Annotated in this window: 8 protein-coding genes; all 8 read left to right on the top strand. The window is 47.3% G+C overall.

Annotation, left to right across the window (positions count from 1 at the left end; all coding sequences use genetic code 11):
• Nucleotides 1-2: 2 nt before the first annotated feature.
• The 8 genes from CLV59_RS23465 (at nt 3) to CLV59_RS23430 (ending at nt 24,662) form a co-directional block, all read left to right on the top strand.
• Entirely contained in the window at nt 3-4,472 is a 4,470-nt protein-coding gene (locus CLV59_RS23465; RefSeq protein WP_111594506.1) for a MupA/Atu3671 family FMN-dependent luciferase-like monooxygenase, read from the top strand.
• A 14-nt stretch (nt 4,473-4,486) separates the two neighbouring features.
• Nucleotides 4,487-8,791, top strand: a complete 4,305-nt coding sequence (locus CLV59_RS23460; protein ID WP_111594505.1) for a type I polyketide synthase — start codon at nt 4,487-4,489, stop codon at nt 8,789-8,791.
• Nucleotides 8,792-8,794: 3 nt separating this feature from the next.
• Nucleotides 8,795-12,175: a non-ribosomal peptide synthetase gene (locus CLV59_RS23455; RefSeq protein ID WP_111594504.1), complete on the top strand. Its 3,381-nt coding sequence runs from the start codon at nt 8,795-8,797 to the stop codon at nt 12,173-12,175.
• A 17-nt stretch (nt 12,176-12,192) separates the two neighbouring features.
• The gene (locus CLV59_RS23450; protein ID WP_111594503.1) at nt 12,193-12,909 is read left to right on the top strand and encodes a thioesterase II family protein; all 717 of its coding nucleotides are present in this window, start codon (nt 12,193-12,195) and stop codon (nt 12,907-12,909) included.
• A gap of 15 nt (nt 12,910-12,924) precedes the next feature.
• Nucleotides 12,925-14,559, top strand: coding sequence for a cyclic peptide export ABC transporter (locus CLV59_RS23445; protein WP_111594502.1), 1,635 nt, complete (start codon nt 12,925-12,927; stop codon nt 14,557-14,559).
• Nucleotides 14,560-14,597: 38 nt separating this feature from the next.
• Nucleotides 14,598-18,980, top strand: coding sequence for a non-ribosomal peptide synthetase (locus tag CLV59_RS23440; RefSeq protein ID WP_111594501.1), 4,383 nt, complete (start codon nt 14,598-14,600; stop codon nt 18,978-18,980).
• Between the two features lie 131 nt (nt 18,981-19,111).
• Nucleotides 19,112-21,508, top strand: a complete 2,397-nt coding sequence (locus CLV59_RS23435; RefSeq protein ID WP_111594500.1) for an outer membrane beta-barrel family protein — start codon at nt 19,112-19,114, stop codon at nt 21,506-21,508.
• Nucleotides 21,509-21,626: 118 nt separating this feature from the next.
• Nucleotides 21,627-24,662 (top strand): type I polyketide synthase, encoded by a 3,036-nt coding sequence (locus CLV59_RS23430; protein ID WP_111594499.1) that lies wholly within the window; start codon nt 21,627-21,629, stop codon nt 24,660-24,662.
• The last annotated feature ends 1 nt before the right edge of the window (nt 24,663 follow it).

Here is a 24,663-nt window from a genome sequence, read left to right as displayed (position 1 = left end):
GTATGAATATCCCATTTTTGTTAAAACAGCTTCGGGAGCAGGGTATATTGGTCACTCTCTCCGGAGCCAACCTCGAACTGTCTTTTGAAAAGGAAGAAATTCCAGCGGCCCTGTTGGCATCTCTTAAAGAACATAAGCAGGATATCATTGCATACTTGTCTTCGCTCCAGCAGGGTAATGGTACTGTGCATATTCCGGTGGCAGCATCGGCGGACACTTACCCGATTACTACGGCGCAATGGCGGTTCTGGATATTATGCCAGATGGAGGAGATCAACAGCGCTTATAATCTGCCTGTGATATTGCAACTGGAAGGCGACCTGCAGGTGCCGGCTTTACAGGAGGCGTTGGCAAGGTTGGTAACCAGACACGAAATACTCCGTACACATTTTACAGAATCAGAGAATGGCGAGATCGTACATCGTATACTGGAGCCTGCTGCCAGTCTCCCGGATCTCCACCTGATCGTCCTGGACGACGAACAGGCCGTGAAAGAGGCCGTGACTACTTTTAGCAATACGCCGTTTCTGCTCAAAGATAATTTCCTATGGCGGGTATGTCTGATCCGTCAGTCGGCCACCCATCATATACTGGGACTGAATATCCATCATATCATTGCGGATGCAGCCTCCCTGGAAATTATTGTACAGGAGCTGATGCAGTTCTATAATGCGATCGTCAGCGATGTAGATGCCACTTTACCTGCATTGAGCATTCAGTTCAAGGATTATGCTGTATGGGAATCTTCGGGGTACGATCGGTCCGCAGAAGAAAAATACTGGTTATCGCATTTTGAAGGAGAGCTGCCGGTACTTAATATGCCAACATATCAAACGCGTCCTGCCCTTAAAACATATGCAGGGGCGGCCTTTGTACATCATTATCCGGCAGACCTGGTAAAAAAGCTCAAAGCATTTTCAAGAGAGCAGAAAGGCACCACCTTCACTACACTGATGGCGGCTTTGAATGGTTTGCTGTATCGCTATACTGGTCAAACAGATATTATCCTTGGTACGCCGGTTTCAGGCAGAAACACGCCGGACCTGCAAGGGCAGGTGGGTTTATACATTAATACATTGCCGGTACGCCTGCAATTTCAGGCGGAAGACAACTTCCGGAAAATATACGAATTACAAAAGTCGGTATTGGATGGGGCATACGCACATGCCAGTTACTCTTTCGGAGATCTGGTGAATAAGCTGAACATTGCCAGAGATGTGAGTCGTTCTCCATTGTTTGACGTACTGGTAGCGCACCAATGGAATGCTGCAGGCAACGCTGCCAGCGGCGGATTTCAGTCATTGAAAACATCGTTTTATAATGAGCTCACTGCTAAAGTGAGTAAATATGATCTGACGTTTACCTTCTCTGAAGATGAGGAACGTTTGTCTGCTGTGATTGACTACAACACAGATCTTTTTCAACCGGAATTTGTGGCGCAGATGGCCGCCAATTTTGAATCCTTCCTTCGCGAGGCCATTACTGCCCCGGAGAAGGAAGTGCAACGCATCGCCTACCTGGATGCGGCGCAAATAGCGCAACTGGTATCCGGTTTCAACGATACAGCGCATCCTTACGATACCGCTACTACGTTTGTAGCGCTCTTTGAAAAACAGGCTGCTGCAACGCCGGAAGCTATTGCACTGGTGTGCGAAGAAAAGACACTGAGCTATGCCGCATTGAATGCACAGTCTGCCGCACTTGCTGCCTACCTTTCCAATGCCGGCATTGGCGTAGGCGAATGCGTAGGGGTATGTATGAGCAGATCTGTAGATCTGGTAGTAGCTATCCTTGCGGTGCTCCGAACAGGAGCGGCCTATCTGCCAATAGATCCGTTCTATCCGCTGGACAGAATCGACTACGTGGCTACTTATAGTCGGACGCAATTTATGCTGGCAGATAATGACACTAGCGCTATCATCGCTGCAGGGTTTACTGTCATCAATGTTTCCAATCATGCATTATGGCAGGATACTGCCGCCCGGCAAATGCCATACCCCGACAGCGCTTCGGCTGCATATGTGATATTCACTTCAGGGTCTTCCGGAAAGCCCAAAGGGGTGCAGGTTTCGCATCGTAACCTGGTGAATTTCATGGAAGGAATGGCGTTGCATTTTCCCCAGGAGCAACAAGCGAGTACCTGGTTGGCTGTAACGAGCATCAGCTTTGATATCTCTATACTGGAACTCTTATGGACGATCACGAGAGGAGATAAGGTAGTCATACAGCTGGAAACGCCCGTAGCCGTACAACAAAGGCCGCATCTCGATTTCAGTCTTTTCTATTTTCCTACCGGCTCACAATCTGATACCAATAAATATCGGCTATTACTGGAAGGGGCCACCTTCGCGGACCAGAACGGGTTCAAAGCGATCTGGGTGCCGGAGCGACATTTCCATAATTTCGGAGACCAGTTCCCGAATCCTTCTGTAGCCGCTGCCGCGGTATCTACGATCACCCGCAACATTACCATTCGTTCTGGTAGTGTGGTACTGCCATTGCACGATCCTGTGAGAGTAGCGGAAGAATGGTCGATGATTGATAATTTATCCAACGGAAGAGTGGAGCTCTCTATCGCTTCTGGTTGGCATCCAAACGATTTTGTGCTGGCGCCCACAGAATACCAGAACAGACATCAGTCGATGCGCGATAAAATTACTACGCTCACCCATCTCTGGGAGGGTCAGTCGCTCACCCGTAAAAATGGCGTAGGGAAAGATTTTGAATTCTGGCTGCATCCCAAGCCAGTACAGGAAAAGCTGCAGCTCTGGATCACCGCTGCCGGCAGCCCGGAAACCTTCCGCTATGCAGGAAGCATCGGCGCAAATGTATTGACGCACCTGCTGGGCCAAAGCATAGAAGATCTGGCAGATAAAGTACGTATCTACCAGGAGGCATTAAAAGAACATGGCTTCCACCCCTCACAGGGAAAAGTGGCGCTGATGGTACACACATTTGTAGATGCCGACGCAGCAAATATCAGAGCTACTGTAGAAGAGCCATTTAAAAATTATCTCCGGAATTCGCTGGGCTTACTGAAACCTATCGCGGAAGAAAATGGCCTGGATGTAGAACAGGATATGGATACGCTCCTGGAAATGGGATTCCTGCGATTTTATAGTACCAGCGGACTTTTTGGTACTCCTGAAGATTGCCTGGATATCATCAACAGAATATATGCATCTGGCGTCAATGAGATTGCCTGTCTGATTGATTTCGGTATTCCGGATGATCAGGTGATCAATAGTCTGCAACATCTGCACCGATTGAAAGAGCTGGTGGCGAGAAAGAAAGCCCAGGCAGACCTGGTAGTGCAAAGGATGGAAAGACTGACCGGCGATCAGGAAACGGCCGCTTTGATAACGCGTTATCATGTAACGCATATGCAGTCGACCCCTTCCCTCTATGAAGAATTGTTACTGCATCCTCGTAGCTATGAAGCCTTACAGCAGATCAATACGTTGTTGGTAGGAGGAGAGGCATTGAAGAGATCCCTGGCGGAAAAACTTTCCACACATACAGGACGGAATATATTCAATATGTACGGTCCTACGGAAACTACCATCTGGTCTGCTGTAAAGGAGTTGAATGCCACTGGCGCTGTTACAATAGGTAAACCTATTGCCAATACCAGCATATACATTTTGGATCATCTGCAACAGCTTTGCCCGGTTGGGGTAAATGGAGAAATATGCATCGGTGGAGATGGTGTGGCCCTGGGTTATCTTTTTAACCAGGAGTTGACTGATAGTTGCTTCCTTCCTGATCCGTACAAGCCGGGCGCCCGTATCTACAGAACCGGAGATTTAGGTCGCTGGCTGCCTAACGGAGAATTGGAATGCCTTGGTCGCCTCGACAGGCAAGTGAAGCTGAAAGGTTATCGGATAGAGCTGGAAGAGATAGAAAGCGTACTGTTATCGCACCCTGCAGTGCAGCAATGTGTGGTAGCGGCGATGAAAGTAAAAGATCAACCTCAGTTGGTGGCTTATTTCCGTGGAGACGCGGATGCACATGCACTCACTGCATTTGTGAAGCAACAGTTGCCAGCCTTTATGGTGCCAGCGTTTATGGTAAGAGTGGAAGAATTCCCGCACACTGCTAATGGTAAAATTGATCATCTGCGGCTGCCAATGCCCGATAACAGCGGCGTAGTGGCAAGGGTAGCAGCACCTCCGCGTACCCCGCTACAGAAACAACTGGTAGTACTCTGGGGAGAATATCTTAAAACAGAAGACCTGGGTATAGATGATAACTTCTTTGAGATCGGTGGCAACTCTATGAAAGCATTCCAGCTTTTAAACATCATGAACAATGCCCTGCAACGGGAATTAAAGATCATCGTATTATTCCAGTATCCTACCGTGCGCGCATTGTCTGATTACCTGGAGCAACATAAGACCGAGAAAATGCAGGTGCAGGAAAATGAATTGGAGGATGTGGATGATCTGCTGGATTTTATGAATAATGTTTAATACCCCCATTCAATATGAAGAAAGATATTGCCATCATCGGCATGTCCGGCAGGTTCCCGAAATCAGCTTCCATCAAGGAGTTGTGGGATAACTTGTATAACGGCGAGGAATTGATCCACTTCTTCACAGAGAAGGAACTGGAAGAAAAAGGCGTGTCTTTAAGCGACCGTCAGCAGCCCAATTTCGTAGGTGCGGGATCGTTTGTATCGGATACCGAAAAATTTGATTATCCATTATTCCGTTACACCGTGCATGAAGCAGGTATTATGGACCCGCAAACAAGGCTGATGCACCAGTTGGTATGGGAAGCATTGGAAGATGCGGGTTGTACGCCTGAAACCTATCACAAAAAAACGGGCATCTTCATGGGAGCCAATAAAAACCTGCCATGGAGTGTATACGCTACCGTTACACCTGTTCCGCATGTGGATGACATGACCAAAAGGAAGCTCTCCAATCCTAATTTCATGGCGTCCCTGATTGCTTATAAATTCAATTTCAAAGGGCCTTGTTATTTTATTGATACCGCCTGCTCCACTTCTCTCAGTACAGCGCATCTGGCTTGCAGAAGTCTGCTCCTGAATGAATGCGGCATTGCAGTGGTAGGAGGGGCGCGCCTTTCCAGCGATGAAGAAAAAGGGTACTTTCACCAGGAAGGCGGTATTACTTCCCGGGATGGTCACAATAAAACATTCGACAGCACTTCCTCCGGCACTATTGCCTGCGATGCCGCAGGGGTAGTAATCCTGAAGCGACTGGAAGATGCGCTGCTGGATGGAGATGATATCTACGCCGTCATCAAAGGCTCTGCCATGAATAATGATGGCAGTGAAAAAGGCGGATATACCATGCCCAGCATACAAGGGCAGGCAGAATGTATCCGACTGGCACATAAAATCTCCGGCGTATCTCCCACAGATGTTACCTATGTGGAAGCACATGGAACGGCTACCAGGATCGGCGATCCCATCGAAGTAGAGGCGCTTAATATCGCTTTCAATAACGATACTACACATAAATGCGCATTGAGTACCATCAAATCCAATATGGGCCATGCGGACGAAGCAGCCGGCGTATCTGGATTGATTAAGACCGCACTTGCCATACATCATCGGACTATACCAGGAAGTCTGCATTTTAATCAGGCTAATCCTGCTGTGAACTTCTCTGGTGGACCTTTTTATGTAAATGCCAGCACTGCTCCCTGGAAGGGAACGTTGCTGACAGCGGGGGTGAGCTCTTTTGGAATAGGTGGCACAAATGTACACATGGTGTTACAGGAAGTACCCACGGTAAGTACTAAGGCGTTGGACAGAGGACACCAGGTATTTCGTATATCCGCCGCCTCACCGGAGGCATTGGAACGTTATGAAATTCGCTTACAGGATTTTCTACGGGAAAACCCTGCTGCGGATATTAACAGTATCGCCTGCACGCTGCAAACGGGGCGTCGGTCATTGGATTACCGCAAGTGCCTGGTGGCCGCATCTGTGGAAGGGTTGATCCAACAGCTGACAGCCAGTACTCCAACACATACTGTGATGCCTGGTCATCATATGGTGTTTATGTTTTCTGGTCAGGGAGCGCAATATGTAAATATGGGCCGCGAACTGTATGAAAAATATCCGGGTTTCCGGGAGCAGTTGGATAAAGGCCTTGCGTTATTGCAACAGCATAATAATATTGATTTTAAATCGATCCTTTTTAACGAGTCGGATGACAAACGACTGCATGACACATTATATACCCAGCCTTTATTGTTTGTGCTGGAATATGCGCTGGCAATGTGGTTGATACAGTTGGGTATCCGCCCGGATTATATGATAGGTCATAGTCTGGGTGAATATGTTGCGGCTACTATCAGCGGTGTTTTCAGTTTTGAAGATGCGGTGCGGCTGATCAGTCAGCGTGCTGCGCTGATGTTCGCTGCGGAAACTGGAGAAATGCTGAGCGTGGCGGCGCCCCTTAGTAGATTGGATAAAGACTTGTTGACACAGGTAGCAGTAGCTGCGGTCAATACGCAAGACTCCTGTGTATTGAGCGGTACCCATAGCAATATGGCGCTTGTAAAAGAAAAGCTGGCCCAGCTGGGTATTTCAGCGATCAGCTTACAAACCTCCCACGCATTTCATTCGCCGATGATGGAGCCGGTAATAGCTCCATTTAAAGCGGCTTTGTCACAGGTAAAGCTACATGCCCCTGCAATCCCGTTTGTTTCCAATGTTAGCGGAAAGCTTATCACCGCTGAACAAGCGCAGGCTCCGGATTATTGGTGCGAACATCTGCTGTCCACCGTTTATTTCGAGAAGGGGTTACAAACCTTACTGGAACTGGATCGCCCTGTATTTGTAGAGATTGGCCCTGGCCGTACGCTGGCTTCTTTTATCAACAGGGTGAAAGGACCGGCTAACGAAGCGGCGGTACTGACTACTATTCGCCATCAACGGGATCAGGTGGCAGATACGCAACATTTTGCCAGCTTCCTGGGCAATGTATGGGTAAACGGATATGATATTGACTGGAATGTTTTTTATGGAGACACGAAGCCGTCGAAATTGCATCTGCCTACTTATTCATTCGATCCATTGGTGATTACCGCTAAGGTAACCCTGTCGGATAGCCTGTTGCAGCATCAAAGTACTGCTACCAAAACATTGACGGAGGCATACTATATACCGGCCTGGAAACACAGTCCACTGCCCGTTTCCAGTGATACGTTAAAGAACATCCTGTTCTTTAACGATGGCTCTGCTGCTGCCAGTCAGTTGTTGGAAGCTTTGGTAGCCGCTGGGCATGAAGTCACTGAAGTACTGAAATCTACCAGTTTTGATACCAGCATACCGGGTCGCATATTCCTGGATACAGCCTCCGAATATTGCATGGACCGCCTGTTGGAGTGCCTGCAATCTACAACAACAGATACCGTACATATCGTATATGCCTGGGCGTTATCTTCCCATGCAGACAGTAGTGAGGATTACCAAATGCTGCTGGAATTACTGAAAGCATGCCGGGATGTAAACATGCGCTTTACCTTCCTCTGCGACCGGAACTTCCAGGTGAGCGGCAATGAGACCGCTGGGAGTCTGCAACAGCATACTGCGGCATTGTTACAGGTAGCCGCCCAGGAGAACGCTGCGTTTAATGCCACTGTACTTGATTTAGATACCACCACATTAACGGAGAAGGATATACGCCTTATTCAACAGGAAATAGCCCGTGGTACGCAGACCGACAAGGTAGCCATACGCTATGGCCGGAGATGGGAGCAGCGGTTTGATGTGCTGCAAAAAACTGCCAGTATGCTACCAATATTGCCACAGGAAGGCGTTTGCGTAATTACTGGTAACCTTGATGAACTAGTCTGGTCCCTCGCAGAGATGCTCCAAAAGGATTATGCAGCGAAAGTGGTGATTTGTACAGACAGTCATACCAGCATCCCGAAATCGTTTGATCAACTCGGCCTCTTGCCCGGTATTTCACAGATCAGGCAATTCGATCTCACAGATACAGATAGTTGGTTGTCTGCAATTGAAGCGATAGAAAGCGAGTTCGGCACTATCAATGGCGTTATTCATGCTGCAAAGTATAACGGCGATATAGCGTTGATAAACGATATTACGCTGACGGCCATGGTGCATCATTTTGAAGCAAGGGTAGATGTGTTGCAAACATTGCTGCACGTTTTTGCAAACAGAGGTCTTGATTTCTTCCGGGTGTTCTCTACGCTCTCTGCGTTTGTAGGAGGTATTTCCTACGGCCTATATGCTTCTGCTGCCGCTTTGATGGATGCCCTGGCACTTCGGGAATATCCTGGATTGCCGCAACCGGTAGTCATCAATCCGGACCGCCTCCACAAAGATGCGCCATGGATACAGTATACAGACCTGCGGGAGATATTGCATCTTTCTTTTGCCTATCCTGAAATTCGCCAGATAGTAGTGTCGAAAAGGGAGGTGAATCACCTGGCTTCAAAACCGGTGGAAGAAACAACACCAAAGGTACATACTGAGATCAACCGGCGTCATCTGGCAAACGGTTTCAAAGCGCCAGAGTCGCCCACTGAATTGAAGATCGCAGGAATGATGGAGGATATCTTCGGGGCCAAGGGAATAGGGGCAGACGACGATTTCTTCGAGATGGGCGGCGATAGCCTCAAAGCGCTGATGCTGATCAATCGTATCCGCAAAGAAACAGGGGCCGATATTGCTATCCAGGAGATGTTTGAAAATAAAACCACAGCCAAACTGGCATTTCTCACAGACGAACGCCTCTGGCTGACCCAGGAAAATAACGCTATTAATGAATTAATCATCTGACCTATGGAGATAAGAGAACTATTGAAAGAACTGAGAGACAACGGTATCCATATCGGCTTGGACGGAAGTAACCTCAAACTCGGATTTGATCAGCCGGAAGTGCCACAGGGATTGCTTTCCAGGCTGCGGCTACAAAAAGCAGACATCATAGAGTACCTGCGGAATGTTACTGCCACCGCAACAGAAGATACTTTAATTCCGGTGTTACCAACCAGCGATGAAGGTTATCCTTTGTCCAGCTCTCAATATCGCCTCTGGATGATGGATCAGCTGGAAAACGGACTGGCGGCCTATAACATCCACCGGCAGGTAGAACTGAATGGAGACTACGACGTAAAAGCGTTTACCCGCGCTGTATATGCGTTGCTGGAAAGACATGAGATATTACGTACTTCTTTTCGCAAAGATGCCACGCATCAGGTGAGGCAATGGATTACCCCTACGGAGGAACTGGATTTTCATATCATGACCACAGATCTTCGTGGAGAAAGTGATCCTATGGCTGCTGCCCGCGCATTGATTGCGGCAGACGTAAACCAGCCCTTCAACCTGGAAGCCGCGCCACTACTGCGTACGGCACTGCTGCAAATAGAAGATCATCGTTACATCTTCCATTACAATATGCATCACATCATTAGCGACGGCTGGTCGCTGGGAGTGATTGCAAATGATGTGAATACTTTTTACCAGGCATTTGTCCGGGGCGTTGAAGCGGAATTAAAACCCTTGCGTGTACAGTACCGCGATTACGCTTCCTGGCAACTGGGAGAGTTAGATAGCAGCAAAGCCGCCACAGCACAAATGTACTGGAAATCCTTGCTGCAAGGGGAACTGCCATTGGTGGATTTTCCCACATCTCTGACAAGACCCGCTATCAAAGCGCAACGCGGACATACGATAGAATGTTATCTCCCTGCTGCTCTCACACAACAGCTGAAATCTTTTGCGAGAGAACATGACGGCAGCCTTTTCATTGTGCTCCTGGCCTTATGGGAAACGCTGGTGTATCGCTACACCGGGCAGGAAGATATTATCACCGGGTCTGCAGTTTCCGGCCGCAACCATGCGGATATGGAAGATCAGATCGGGTTCTTCGTGAATACCATCGTATTCAGAAATCAAGTGGATACGCATGCCGGCTTTCTCCATCACTTCCGGCAGGTAAAGGCGCAGGCGCTGCAAAGCTATGCGCACCAGTCGTATCCATTCGACAGACTGGTAGAGGATATCCATCCGAAAAGACATCTGAACAGAAATGCCATCTTCGATACGTTGCTTGTATTGCAGAATACAGGAAAGAAACAAGAACTGTCCCAATTTGTACCAGATACGGAACAGTTTTACGACAGAGGGAATACTCCGGCCAAACTGGATATGGAATTGAATTTCGGAGAGATAGGCGACTATCTGTCCTTCAGTATCAACTATCATCCGGATGTTTATGATGCAACCCTGATACAAGGCATCATGCGCCATTTCAGCGTACTCGCCGCGTCCTGCCTGCAAATGCCGGAATTGCCTGTAGGACAGCTACCGATGATCACTCCGGCTGAAACAACTTTGCTGGAAAGCTTTAACAATACTGCTGTAGCTTATCCTCAGACTGGTGACGTAGTAGAACTGTTCCTGCAACAGGTGCAGCGTCTCCCCGAAAATATAGCGGTACGTTTTAAAGATCATGCACTCACATATCAACAGCTGGATCAATATAGCAACCAATTTGCGACCTGTTTACAGAAATATTTTCAGGTGCAGCGGGGCGATTTGATTGGATTATGTCTGCATAGAAGCGAATGGATGCTGGTGGCCATTTTAGGCATACTAAAAGCAGGAGGCGCCTATGTGCCTTTTGATCCGGATCAGCCGGCAGAGCGACTGGCATTTCTGAAAGAGGACAGCGGTATCAAAGTATGCATCGATCAGCAGCAACTGGAGCTTTTCCAAAGTTTGCTGGATGAGCTGTCGATAACGTTTACGTATACACGTGCGGGAGATAACGATAACGCCTATGCGATTTATACTTCTGGTTCTACCGGCCAACCCAAAGGAGTGGTGAATCATCACGGCGGCCTTCGGAACAGACTGTTATGGATGCAGGAAAACCTGCAATTAACGCCTGCTGACGTGATTCTTCAAAAGACGCCTTATACCTTTGATGTGTCTGTATGGGAACTATTGCTACCCGTTATTTCAGGGGCTACGTTGGTATTTGCCATACCGGATGGGCATAAAGACCCTTACTATTTGCAGGAGACCATTGGGCAATACGGTATTACCGTCCTGCATTTTGTACCGTCCATGTTACATCTGTTTGTGGCGAGCCTTGGCGACCGTCCGCTGCCTTCTGTCAAGCATGTCGTTTGCAGTGGAGAAGCCTTGCCAGGTAAGGTGGTAGCTGAATTCAAAAAGAAGGTAAATGCGCGCATTCATAACTATTACGGCCCTACGGAAGCTGCTATTGATGTAACGGCGATCGATCTTACGGCCATAGATACCACAAACCAGGTGTCTATTGGTTTTCCAATTGCGAATACCCGCATTTATATCGTGAATGAAGCGATGCAGCAACAAGCGCCGGGCATCGCCGGAGAGCTGTTGATAGGCGGCGTACAAGTAGCTAAAGGCTATCTCAACAGGCCGGAGCTAACCGCAGCCAGATTCATCGATGATCCGTTTGTACCTGGCGGACGCCTCTACAAAACCGGCGATATCGCCCGCTGGAACAACGATGGCAGCATCGCCTACCTCGGAAGGGCAGACGGACAAGTTAAAATTCGCGGCCATCGTATTGAGCTGGGTGAAATCACAGCGCAGTTGCTGAATAATCCATCCATTACAGACGCTATCGTTAGCGTATATACGAAAGATGGAATGGAAAAAGAACTCGTAGCATATGTGGTATCGCCTGAAGAACAGAATGCTACTGCCTTGCGGAAATATCTTCAGTCAAAATTACCGGAGTACGAAATACCCGCCTGGTTCATACAACTGGATGCACTGCCATTATCAGCCAATGGAAAGATTGATTTTAAACAACTGCCACCACCCGTTCATACTTTAAAAACGGCTACTGCCTATGTGGCTCCGGAGAATGAAACGGAAAGTCGCCTCGTAGAAATATTCGCAGCAGTGCTGGACCGTCCTGTGGGCGAGATCGGTACGCACGACAACTTCTTCGACCTCGGTGCGAATTCCATGAAACTCATTCGTATCCTGGAACGCATCCGGCAAGAGATGAACGTTGATATCAAACCAGTATACCTCTTTCAATACACCACTATTCACGACCTGGTAACCAGTTTGTTCCAGGACACTACAGCTGCTGATGAGATGGAGGACGCTCTGATCTCCGACGACATTGACAGCATGATAGACCTCATGTAAAATAAAAGGCTTTGGATATGATGCAGGTTTTTATGTTACACTTTGCAGGAGGCAATTGTTACTCCTATGATTTTTTAAGACGCTTGCTACCGGCAGGATACCAGGGAATTACCCTGGAACTGCCAGGCAGAGGAAGACGGATTGGAGAAAGACTACTCCGCTCCAGAGCCGCTGCAGTAGCAGATTATATCCGTCAGATCACCGCATTGCGAAATCCGGGGTGCGACTATATGATTTACGGACATAGCATGGGCGCAGGTCTTGGCCTCCATGTGGCCCGCCATTTTGAATTACAGAACGATCCGCCAGCGGCATTGGTAGTAACCGGTAACGCTGGCCCGCGGATAATAGAAGAGGAACCAGCAGCCCCTAAAAGATACCTGCTGGGATACGAAGAATTTAAAGAAGAACTGCGACAACTCGGAGGCGTGTCGGAAGAATTAATGACCCACAAAGAACTGTACGATTTCTTTGAACCCATTATCAGAGCGGATTTCCAGATTGTAGAAGAGGAAGATGATCCCGATGAAGATTTGACCGTACACCTTCCGCTGATCGCCGCTATGGGCAGTGAGGAAAAGAATGCCGATCAGATCGATAACTGGAAGAACTACGCCCATGGCTATTTTAATAGTAAGATATTTTCTGGGAATCATTTCTTTATCTATGATCACGCACCGGAACTAAAGAATACCATTGTTAACTCCAGCAAGTTTTTACTCCACGGCTTTTAAACATTATCAAGGACTATGTTGCAACTTAAAACAAGAAATGCCCTGTTTCTTTTGATGTACGCTATTCCCAATACGATCCTGAGTTTTGGTATTGTATACATCATCAACAATGCCCTGGCGGGAAAGAAAGGATTGCTGGGGGCAGATACCGGATGGTTGTTCCTTGGACTGATCATCTGCACCTATGCATTGAACATTTTCTTTCAACGGCAGCTAAACCGTTATTCTTTCCATTTATTATATGAAAATGAAAAGCGTGTTTTTGGGAAGATCCTGCAAAGTTCACTTCCGAAGCTGGAGAAATTTGGCGCTAAGCGCTTTTTTACTGCAGTAGAGGATTTGCGTACTTTCTCTTTTTTACCTTATGCAGTAACGCATACAGTGAACTCGCTGCTGATGCTGGTACTGTGTATTATTTATATGTTTTCCTTATCGCTGATTGCCGCTATGGTAGTCATTCTAATGATCTCTGCACTTGCCGGCGCTTATCTGTACGTCATCCGGACGATGTCGAAAAAGGTGAGCATCCTGCGTGGCTACAATGAACAGTATTTCCAGTATGTAGATGATGTAATGAAAGGATTCAAAGAATTGAAACTTAGTTTTTTCAGAAGAGAAAATCTGATGAATAAATTTCTGACACCCAACCGCAATAATGCGCGGGATCTGGATTTCAAGATCAACTACATTTTTCTGTCCATCGGACTAGTAAGTCAGTATGGTCTGTACTTTATTGTAGGGGTGGTGTTGTTTTTGCTACCGTTTACAGGATGGTTGTCGGCGGCAGATATCATCGCTTATGTAGTGATGATTCTGTTTATATCCGGCCCCATCAACAACCTGATCAACCTGCAACAGATATTCACCCGTTTTCGGGTCGCCAACGGAAGGATCAAAAAATTCGTGAGCGATTTTGATATGTTGGATGATGCCCCTCAACAGGCTACTGATGACGCTTCTGCCTTCAGCGATCTGACATTTAAGGACATTCATTTCAACTATCATAATGATGCAGGCGAAACTATGTTCTCTCTCGGCCCTGTTGATCTCCAGGTCAATAACAATGAAACCATCTTTATTATTGGTGGGAATGGCTCCGGAAAAAGTACGTTTATCAATCTGTTAACTGGCCTTTATAAACCAACAGCCGGGAAGATCGTACTCAATGGCGCAGACGGTCCGCACCGCATAGAGGAATTACAAAGTCTGATAGCGGCAGTGTTTACCGATAATCATCTCTTCTCGCAGAATTATGAAACTTTTAGTCTGGATGGTAACCCGGAATATAGTAGCCTGCTCCGGTTGATGCAATTGGATAAAGTAGTAGGGGAAGACACGGAGGCTGCTGCCCGCCGCAAATTCTCTAAAGGTCAGAGTAAGCGCATGTCGTTGATCTTTGCCCTGCTGGAGAAGAAGCCTGTCATTGTGCTGGATGAATGGGCGGCAGACCAGGACCCGCATTTCAGGAAATATTTTTATGAGACTTTGTTACCACAGTTAAAAGAGCAAGGTAAAACGGTGATCGCTGTTACGCATGATGATGCTTATTTTCATTTGGCCGACAGAATCGTAAAGTTCGATAAGGGCGTTATTGTAAAGGATATTCGTGTGAGCACAGAGGCGTTACACAGTGAAGCTATCTGGTCCTGATTTACAAAGAGGTCGATTGACCAGCAAATTATTTTCCCATGATGAAATTAACCCTTCCCCAACAAGATATATACTATGAACAATTATTGTTTCCCGATCTGCCCGTCAATAATATTGGCGCAAGGATTTGTATTAAGGGAGACATACAGTTGTCTGTGCTGAATGCGGCACTCACAGTAATGATTAATCATTCGGATGCCTGTCGTTCTGTAGTGGTGGAAACATCTGAAGGTCCACTGATGAGAGTGCTGCCGGAACAGGAACACCAGGTCACATTCCAGGATTTCTCACAGGAAACCGATGCCGCAGCACAAGCGGAAAACTTTATGCAGACAGCCTTTGCAGCGCCGTTTGATTTGTCGGGCACTAAATGGTTGTTTCGCTTTTCACTGGTGAAAGTCTCCGAACAATCTTATTATCTGCTGGCGGTCTATCATCACCTCATCACGGATGGGTGGGGATCTTCCCTGATGTTCGGCCAGTTGGTAGAGAATTATAATCACCTGCTGGAATCGGGTACGCAGCCGATTCAAGTACCACATACCTACCAGGCGTTTGTTAAAGAAGATGAAGCCTATCAGGGGAATGGTGTCTACCAGAAAGATCTGGCCTATTGGCAGGAACGTTTCTCTGCACTACCGCCAGCGGCATTTCCGCGCCTTTCCACTGCAATGACGGTGGATAATGGTCGGCAGGCTTTCGATATCCCTGCTGAAAAGTACCAGGAGTTGAAAGTCCTGGCCCAGGAATTAAATTGCTCTGTTTTTCATATTATGCTGGCAGCGCTGTATACGTATATACATCGCCGTTATCAACAACAGGATATCAGCTTTGGCTTACCCGTATTGAACCGCAGCAATGCCAGCTTTAAAAAAACGATTGGACTTTTCAGCGGTATTTCACCCTTACGCATGTACGTAGCGCCAGATGATAGCTTCCGCACACTGACAGAGAAAGTGAGAGCACAGCTGCGTAAAGACTATCGCCATCAGCGTTTCCCATTGGGGAAACTGGTGAAAGAACTGGGGATTTTTCATGAGCGGGAACGATTATTCAGTCTGACAGTTTCTTATGAAAAACAAGATTTTTCCTCGCAGTTCCTGCATACCCATACAAAGGTGCAACCACATCCGCATGGAGCAGATCGCACGGCCCTGGCCATTGCTATCCGAGAACATGCTGATGGCGGCGATGTGACGGTGCATTTCGACTATAACGGCGCCTACTTCAATACTGCCAGCATAGCGTTGCTGATATCGCATTTCCAGGAAATATTGCATGGCGTAATGGAGAACTCTGATGCGCCAGTTGGCAGCTACAGCTATCTGTCGTCTTCTGAGAAGTCAGACCTGCAAAAGTTTAATGATACTACTGCCGATTACGACCGAAATACCAGCTTTTTGTCTCATTTCCAGGAGCAGGTAAAATATTTTCCGGAGAAAGCGGCGGTAAAAGATGAGTATAACAGTTATACCTATACGGAGCTGGAGAAGATCTCTGGCAATATAGCCCGGCATATTACAGCCATTGCCGGCGATAATGTAGCGCCGGTGGCCGTGATGTTGCCTCGCTCTGCAAAGATGGTAGCGGTATTGCTGGGAGTGCTCCGCTCGGGAAGAGCCTATATTCCGGTAGATCCGGATTTCCCGGAAGCACGGATGCAATACATACTGGAAAACAGTCAGCCTGCTATCGTCATTGCTACAGCTGCAATGGCAGGGTATAATACCCTGCATCCGGATGATCTCCTGCAACCCGCTCCAGCGGTGCAATTACCAACCGTGACAGCTGCTACCAGCGCGTATATCATCTATACCTCCGGATCTACTGGCAACCCCAAAGGTGTGGAAATTGGTCATGGAGCGCTGTTGAATCTCTTGTTGAGTATTATTGCCCGTCCGGGTATAGGGGCGGAGGATGTATTCTTCTCCGTTACCACCCCTTCTTTTGATATCTCTGTATTGGAATTCTTCGGACCGCTCACTGTGGGAGCAACCCTATATGTGGCCGATCGGCAACTGTTGTATCAACCGGAGAAAATGATTGCGCAGTTGAATATCGTTGATCCTGATATTTTGCAGGGTACGCCTGGCTTTTACCAGATATTGTTTGATGCAGGATGGAAGGGCAACCGCAAGTTGAAACTGATCTGTGGCGGGGATCTCCTGAGCCAGTCTTTGGTATCCCAGCTATTGGAGAAATGCGGAGAAGTATGGAACCTTTACGGACCAACGGAAACAACGATTTATTCCACCTGCAAGCAACTAACGAGTCCTACGGATGCGGATGTCATTGGTGCGCCTATCAATAATACCCGCATATATATTCTGCATCCAGATTTTTCATTGACTGGTAAAGGTACGCCGGGAGCCATTTACATCGGTGGGGAAGGACTGGCTAAAGGATACTTCAATAATCCCGAATTAACCCGTCGCCGCTTCATTTCAGATCCTTATATGCCTGGAGAAATAGTATACGAAACCGGCGATCTGGGATACTGGACAGAGGAAGGAGAGATAAAGTTCCTCGGCAGAAATGATTTCCAGGTGAAAATTCGGGGCTATCGCATAGAGTTGGGAGAAATAGAAACACTGATACTGAAAAAGTCATTTATACGCAACGCCGTAGTCATAGCCCGTAAACAACAAGGACAGGAAGCATTTCTGGTAGCATATATCATCGCGGATCAAACCATTGATACCGGCGAGTTAATAGAAGCATTAAAAGATGAACTGCCGGAATATATGGTTCCCCGTGTGATCAGGCAGGCAGACACGTTTCCGCTCACCCCGAATAATAAAGTGGACAGAGGGCTGATGGCTACCTGGGAAGTGGCTCCTCTTCATGCCAGTAGTACCCGGAAAGCGGCGACTACATCTTTACAATATGAATTGTGCCGGATGTATAAAGAGATTTTGGCACTGAAACATATGCCTGGCATCAACGAGGATTTCTTTGCACTTGGCGGCCATTCCATCAATGCCATGCGACTGGTAAATCAGGTACATCAACTTGGATATCTGATTTCGATGCGGGAAGTATTCCATCATCCTACGGTGGAGGGCATGGCGCAGTACCTGGAAAAGCAGGTGGCGGTCCAGCCGGTGAACGTAATCCCACGAGCGTTGCAGGAGAAAGAGTTCCCGCTTACGCCTGGCCAGCAGGGCATCTGGTTATCGGCCCAGCAGCATCCTGCCGGCGCGGCCCCCTATAATGTGTTTGCAGTCTACGAGGTAGAAGGAGAACTACAACCAGCGCGCTTGCAGCAGGTATTCACCCGACTGATAGCGCAATATGAGATACTACGGACTAATTTCAGGGAGATAAATGGAGCGCCCTGCCAATTGGTAAAGGAGGCCGCCGATGTGAGCTTCAAGATAGACCATCTAACGGTAACGGCTAAATGGGAAGAGGAGCTGGAGGCATATGTTAATCATCCTTTCGATCTGGAAAACGATTTGTTGCTGCGTGTAGCACTGATGGAAGTAGGTAATCGCCAGTTCCTGGCCTTCTCAGGGCATCATATCATCCTGGATGGTTGGTCCATTGCAGTACTGATCAACAAATTAGATGATTTGTATCAAGACACGGATACGGTATCGGAAGAAGATTTTCAGTTTCGCGATTATGTTCCCTGGCTAGAGCAGCAATCAGCCTTGCAACAGCCTGGGTTCTGGGAGCAATACCTGGATGGATATCACTGGGAACCGCTGTTACCACCAGATTATTATGCTGGCGGAGGGGAGATGTCCGCAGTGGAATACACCTTCTCCTGGGATATGGCCACCCTGCTGGAACTGAAGCAAACCGCCCGTGAATTGAACAGTACCCTGCATATACTGATGTTGTCTGCCTTCCTGACACTGGTACATAAGCTGACCGGAAAAGAAGATATCTGTATTGGTACGCTCAACTCCGGCCGTACGAGTCATACGCTGCTTCATCAGCCAGGGATGTTTGTAAAAACGTTGCCTTTACGCTTACAGGATTTTACGGGTGATGTAGCCACGCTGCTGGATCACGTGCACGCCATGACCCTTGATCTGGATGCGCACCAGGATATTCCGGAAGCCGTAGCAGCCGATATACAACTGGATTGCCTTTTCGTGGTGCAGCCGCCTACCTTTGACTATGATGAAATATCCATAGGAACAGAGGCCACGCTGAAATACCAACATGTGCGATCCTTACATAGCCGCCTGCCTCTCCTGGTGAATTGCATGGAAACGGCCACCGGATTACAAGGCATAGTGACTGCGAATGCCGACTGGTACGATAAAGACAGTATTGCCTTGTTGTTCCTCCGTTACCAGAAACTATTACAAACTATTATTACCTCTCCGCAGCAGAATATCGCTGCAATGGATATCTCACTGGCCTTTGAAAATGAACAGGTGCCGGACATAGATTTTAATTTCTGATAATGAGCCGGAATTCCTTATTTTCAATTTTGGAACCCGAAGATGAGAACCCGTTTAGAGAGGTACTGACAGCATATAACCCTTTCCCGTATGGGAGCTTTGAGAATAAATGTTTAACCAACAGCAATTAGATGAAAGTCTCAGTATTAACCATTTTTATTTCGTTTGCCCTTTTTTGCTTTGTTGTGCCATCTAATGCCCAGCAGGTTACAACCGTCAAAGGGAAGATCGTCAATCCTGCCAATGAACCGCTAATTGGTAATGTGATTCTGCTATCGGCTCCGGACTCTGCCTTCGTAAAAGGAGCAGCTTTTACCGATGGAAATTTCGAACTGACAGGTATCAATCGTAAGGAGTTCTTCCTGAAGTTCAACTCCCTGCAATTTCCTGATACCATTATCAGGGTACAATACCAGGGAGAAGCCCAGTTGAATTTGGGAACTATCCTGGTAGCCAGGTCCAAATATCATCTGAATGAAGTGCAGGTGGTGGGAAATACGCCGCTGGTAAGATATTCCCCCAGTGGAACAGTGGAAGTAAACGTAGCCAATACGGCCCTTGCTTCCAGCAATTCCGTTACAGAGATACTTACTCGCTCCCCCAATGTATTGGAATCTGATGGACGTTTCAGCGTTTTCGGTAAAGGAGAAGCGATCATTTACCTGAACGGTAAACAAATTACCGCAGAAAGACTGGCATCTATCCCCACCTCACAAATTTCAAAGATTGAGATCATTGGAAATCCTTCTGCGAAATATGATGCAGAAGGAAAAGCGGTCATCAATATCGTTACAAAGGTGAAAACAGATGAAGGCCTGATGGGGACCTTTAACCAATTCCTTACACATAGTCCGTTTGGAGGTAATAATGCCAGCTCGGCACTTGATCTGAGCTACATGAAAGGAAGGCTGTCGCTCGTTGGTAACTACTCCATCCTGTGGGGAGAAACCAAAGAAAGACTGCATACTATCCGTACCCGGCCAGATGCAGACGATTACCTCAACTCCGATCTGTGGACCGACTGGAACAGGAAACTGAAAAACTACTCCAATTACGGTTTGGGCGCTCAATATAATTTCAGTGAAAAATCAAACTTATCACTGGCATATAGCGGTTATCTGGAAAAAATGGGAGGTACTACCAACAGCCGTAACTCCATTGACACAAAAACAGATAAGAGCTATTATACCAGTGGTATTAAAAAAGATGATCACCGCTGGAATAATTCCTTTACCCTGAACTATAATCTGAAAACAGATTCCCTGGGAAGTACATTGTTTGTAGGAACACAGTATTCGAAATTCAATTCCGATGTAAATGATTTTATTGAGGAAAACAGTGTCGTGAATACAACGCCTGGACTACGTTTTCTCAAAAATCTGGTAGGGCAGCGTATATGGATCTCCGCTACACAAGCTGATTATGCGAAAGTATTCGCTTCTGGCAATCGTTTGGAGCTGGGCGCTAAATTCAGTTATGTGGAAAATACCTCCGCCACTAACTTCTATACAGGCCCGGATGGCAGCAACTTCAAACAGGATAGTGGTCTTTCCAACAAGTTCAAATATGTAGAGAAAATCCCTGCTGCCTATATTAGTTACAGCGGTACTTTTGCTACGAAGATGAATTATACCCTTGGGGCCAGGGGAGAATGGACGAATTACGACCTCACCACCAGTGCTAATAGCGGCCAGTCGCTGTCCGACAGTTATTTCAATATCTTCCCGAATGCTTCCATCTCTACTTCCGTAAATAAATGGAAGCTCCGTGCGGCCTATTCTTCCAGGATTACCCGTCCGCGTTACCAATCGCTGAACCCGTTGGTGATTTACCAGGACCCTTTTACAACGATAGAAGGTAATCCTAACCTGATCCCGGAGAAAACGCATTCCTTCGAAGTAGGCGCCAACTATAGCGATTATGATTTGAAGATCGGATATAACTATACTATTGACCCTATTGATGCTGCTGCCCTGAGAGGAAGTTCGCCCAACAGTTATGTATTGAAAGCGATTAACCTCTACAGAGGACATCTATACTTTGCGACCCTGTCCAAATCCTTCAGCGTACGCAAATGGTGGAATTCTGTGAACAGCGTAAGTTTGAACTACCTCAAACAGGTAGATAATAAATATGATTTTCAGATGCTGACACCAAGGCCGCAGATCTACCTATACACCAGCAATACCTTTACTGTACCGGATCTCTTCAGGTTACAGTTGCTGGCATGGTATGCAGGGGATAAGTATTCCGGGCTGTATTATGATCAGCATCGTTCTACTGTTACGCTTGGCATTGAAAGAGATTTCCTGCGGAATAAACTCCGCCTGAAATTCATGGCCAATGATATCTTTCATAGTACTGCCTCCAGAGGAAATTATGATGTAGGTAAAACTTACATTTTCTTCGACAGAACCTATAGCACCAATTATTTCCGTTTTATTGTTACCTATAATTTTGGTAAGTTGACCAAAACGGATTTCAAAACCAAGACTACCGGCCAGTCTGAGAATAACAGGGCCAACTAATTTTAATTCATTTTGCTGAAAATATCTTACTGCCGTCCTTTCCCAGGGACGGCAGTTAAAGCCTTATTGTGTCGTTGTACCCCTTTCTCCTAATAACAGCGTAAAATATTTATTGTAAATGGAAAAGTCATCCAGGAAAAAGGATATTGCCATCATTGGCATGTCAGGGCGTTTTCCCCAGTCGAAAGACCTGTTGTCTTTCTGGAAGAACCTGACAGATGGAAAGGAACTGGTTCATTTCTTCTCCGAAGAAGAACTGACGGCGTTGCAAGTAGCGCCGGAAGTGCGTAGCAACCCTGCTTTTGTGCCGGCCGCCTCATTTTTAGAACAGTCGGGTAGTTTTGATTATAACTTCTTCGGATATACGAAAGAGGAGGCAGCTGTATTGGACCCTCAAATCCGCATCATGCATGAGCAGGTGTGGGCAGCCCTGGACGATGCCGGCTATGCTGCCGCAGAGCAGGAAACGATAGGACTTTATCTGGCGGCTTCTGATAACCTGAACTGGCGTGCATACCGGATGTTGCACCCTGTTGCCGGTGTGAATGCATTCCTGGCTAGTCGCATGGCCAACAAGGATTTTATCAGCACTTTGATTGCTTATAAACTGGGACTGAAAGGTCCTGGCTACTTGGTAGACACTGCGTGTTCCGGCTCTCTCAGTGCGGTGCACATTGCCTGTCGTAATCTGTTGCTGAAAGAATGTAGCATAGCGGTGGCAGGAGGTGTGAGTGTGGCCAGTTATGATCCCAAAGGCTATGTATTCCAGGAGGGCCTGATCGCCTCCTCTGATGGGCATTGCCGGGCTTTTGATGAAAAAGCTTCCGGAACGGTATGGGGGGAAGGCGCAGGCGTAGTTGTACTCAAGAGATTTGAGGATGCTATCCGCGACAATGATCATATTTACGCTGTCATCAAAGCAAGTGCAGTGAATAATGATGGTCGCCGTAAGGTAGGTTACACGGCGCCCAGTATTGATGGGCAGGCAGAATGTATTCGCCTGGCGCATCGTGTGGCCGAAGTGGCGGCGGACTCGATCAGTTACATTGAAACACATGGTACTGGTACGCGCCTCGGCGATCCTACTGAAATAGAAGCACTGAACAAGGCCTTTGGATACAATACCCAACATCGCTGTGCTATTGGCGCGGTGAAATCAAATATCGGACATCTGGATGCTGCGGCAGGCGTGGCTGGACTTATCAAAACTGCGCTGGCACTGAAATATAAGCAACTACCTCCTTCGCTGCACTATACAAAGCCGAATCCCGAAATCAATTTTGCCGGCGGACCATTTTTTGTAAACAATGCGCTGACCCATTGGCAGCATGCCCCGGCATTGCCACGCAGAGCGGGAGTGAGTAGCTTTGGTATCGGTGGAACGAATGCGCATATTGTCCTGGAAGAAACGCCGGAAACAATAAGTACTAGCTCTACTAATACGCCATTTTTGCTTTCTGCAAAAACCGCGGCCGCCTTAAAGGAGTATAAACTGCAACTGGCTGGTTTCCTGGAGAATAACCCACAAAGTAGTATGGCGGATATTGCTTACACACTGGCTACTGGTCGCCAGCATCACCGCTACCGCGAGAGTATTGCCGCTACAGATGTACCCGGTCTCTTATCAAAACTCAGAGACCCGATAGACAAACATATTGTTGCCACTAATGTAAAAACCGTTTTTATGTTCCCTGGCCAGGGAACGCAATATTTCCGCATGACGGCGGAATTATACAAAACCCAGCCCCGTTTCCGCGAAGTGATGGATAAAGGGTTTGCGGTGTTAAAACCACTAATTGGACTAAATCCAGCCACTATACTGGGTTACACCAACGAGGCATTAGCAGATGATACTGCTATTCATAAAACCGTATATACGCAACCGTTATTATTCCTGGTGGAATATGCTTTAGCCGATCTGTTATTACAATCAGGAATACAGCCTGCTGCCATGATTGGGCATAGTCTGGGTGAATATGTTGCCGCTTGTATCAGCGGTGTGTTTAGTTTGGAAGACGGGCTGCGCATCGTTACTGAAAGAGCCCGACTGATGAACGCATTGGCGCCTGGTACTATGTTAGCGGTACAGGCAAGCGAGGAGCAGGTTCGGCCTTTCCTCACTCCCGGATTATCAGTGGCTGCTATCAATACTCCCGGTACCTGTGTGCTGGCAGGCCCGGAACCGGAAATACAACAGATCGTAGCACAGCTGCAAGCAGGCGCTATTTCCACCGTAAGGTTAAATACCTCGCATGCATTTCATTCTGCCATGATGGACGACATGCTCCCTGCTTTCCGCAGCTTGCTTGCTACTTACCAATTCTCATCGCCTGTCATTCCTTATTACTCCAATCTCAGCGGGCAGCCAATCACAGCAGAACAAGCAACGTCGCCTGAATATTGGGTGTCGCATCTCAGACATACCGTATTATTCGCAGCGGGCCTGGAAGCAATGCTGCAAAAGCTTCCAAAGGAGACCATTTTCATAGAGGTAGGACCAGGAAAAACGCTCACCGGACTCTTAAAACATCAACAAGGTAATCTGGCATCTTTTATTCCTGTTACGACTGTTCATTCCGCAAAGGAAAAAGCAAACGATAACGACTTTATACAATCGGCATGGGCCACTTGTTGGAAACATGGCGTAAAGGTCAACTGGCAAACGATTTACAAGGATGCCGGATGTAAGAAGACAATGTTGCCCTTGTATTGCTTCCAACAAACATCATTGCCTGCAAGAGTAGATCCCTTCGGTCATATGCAGAACGGCGCCACTAGTATACAGCCGGAGGTAATAACAGTGGTGGAAGAAGATACCACTTTAACAGTAACGAATACACGTAACAGACCGGAGGAACTAGGCGATCCGGTGGCCCCACAGAATGAAATACAATCCCGCCTATGTGAATTGTGGCGTCAGTTCTTTGGTATTGATACCATCGGCATCACGGACGATTTCTTTTTGCTGGGAGGCGACTCTCTGAGGGCTATGTCTTTGCTGGGAAGGATACAGAAAGAATTCAGTGTAGAGATGAATATCCAGGATTTTTATACAGACGCCAACATACAACGCATCAGTCGCGAAATTGAAATTGTTACACGGTTAACAGCCACCAGGAAAGTTAGTGACCAAACCAAAAAAATTAAAATATAGT

This window comes from Chitinophaga dinghuensis, assembly GCF_003259435.1.
Classification (GTDB): domain Bacteria; phylum Bacteroidota; class Bacteroidia; order Chitinophagales; family Chitinophagaceae; genus Chitinophaga; species Chitinophaga dinghuensis.
This window is presented reverse-complemented; position numbering and strand designations above follow the sequence as displayed.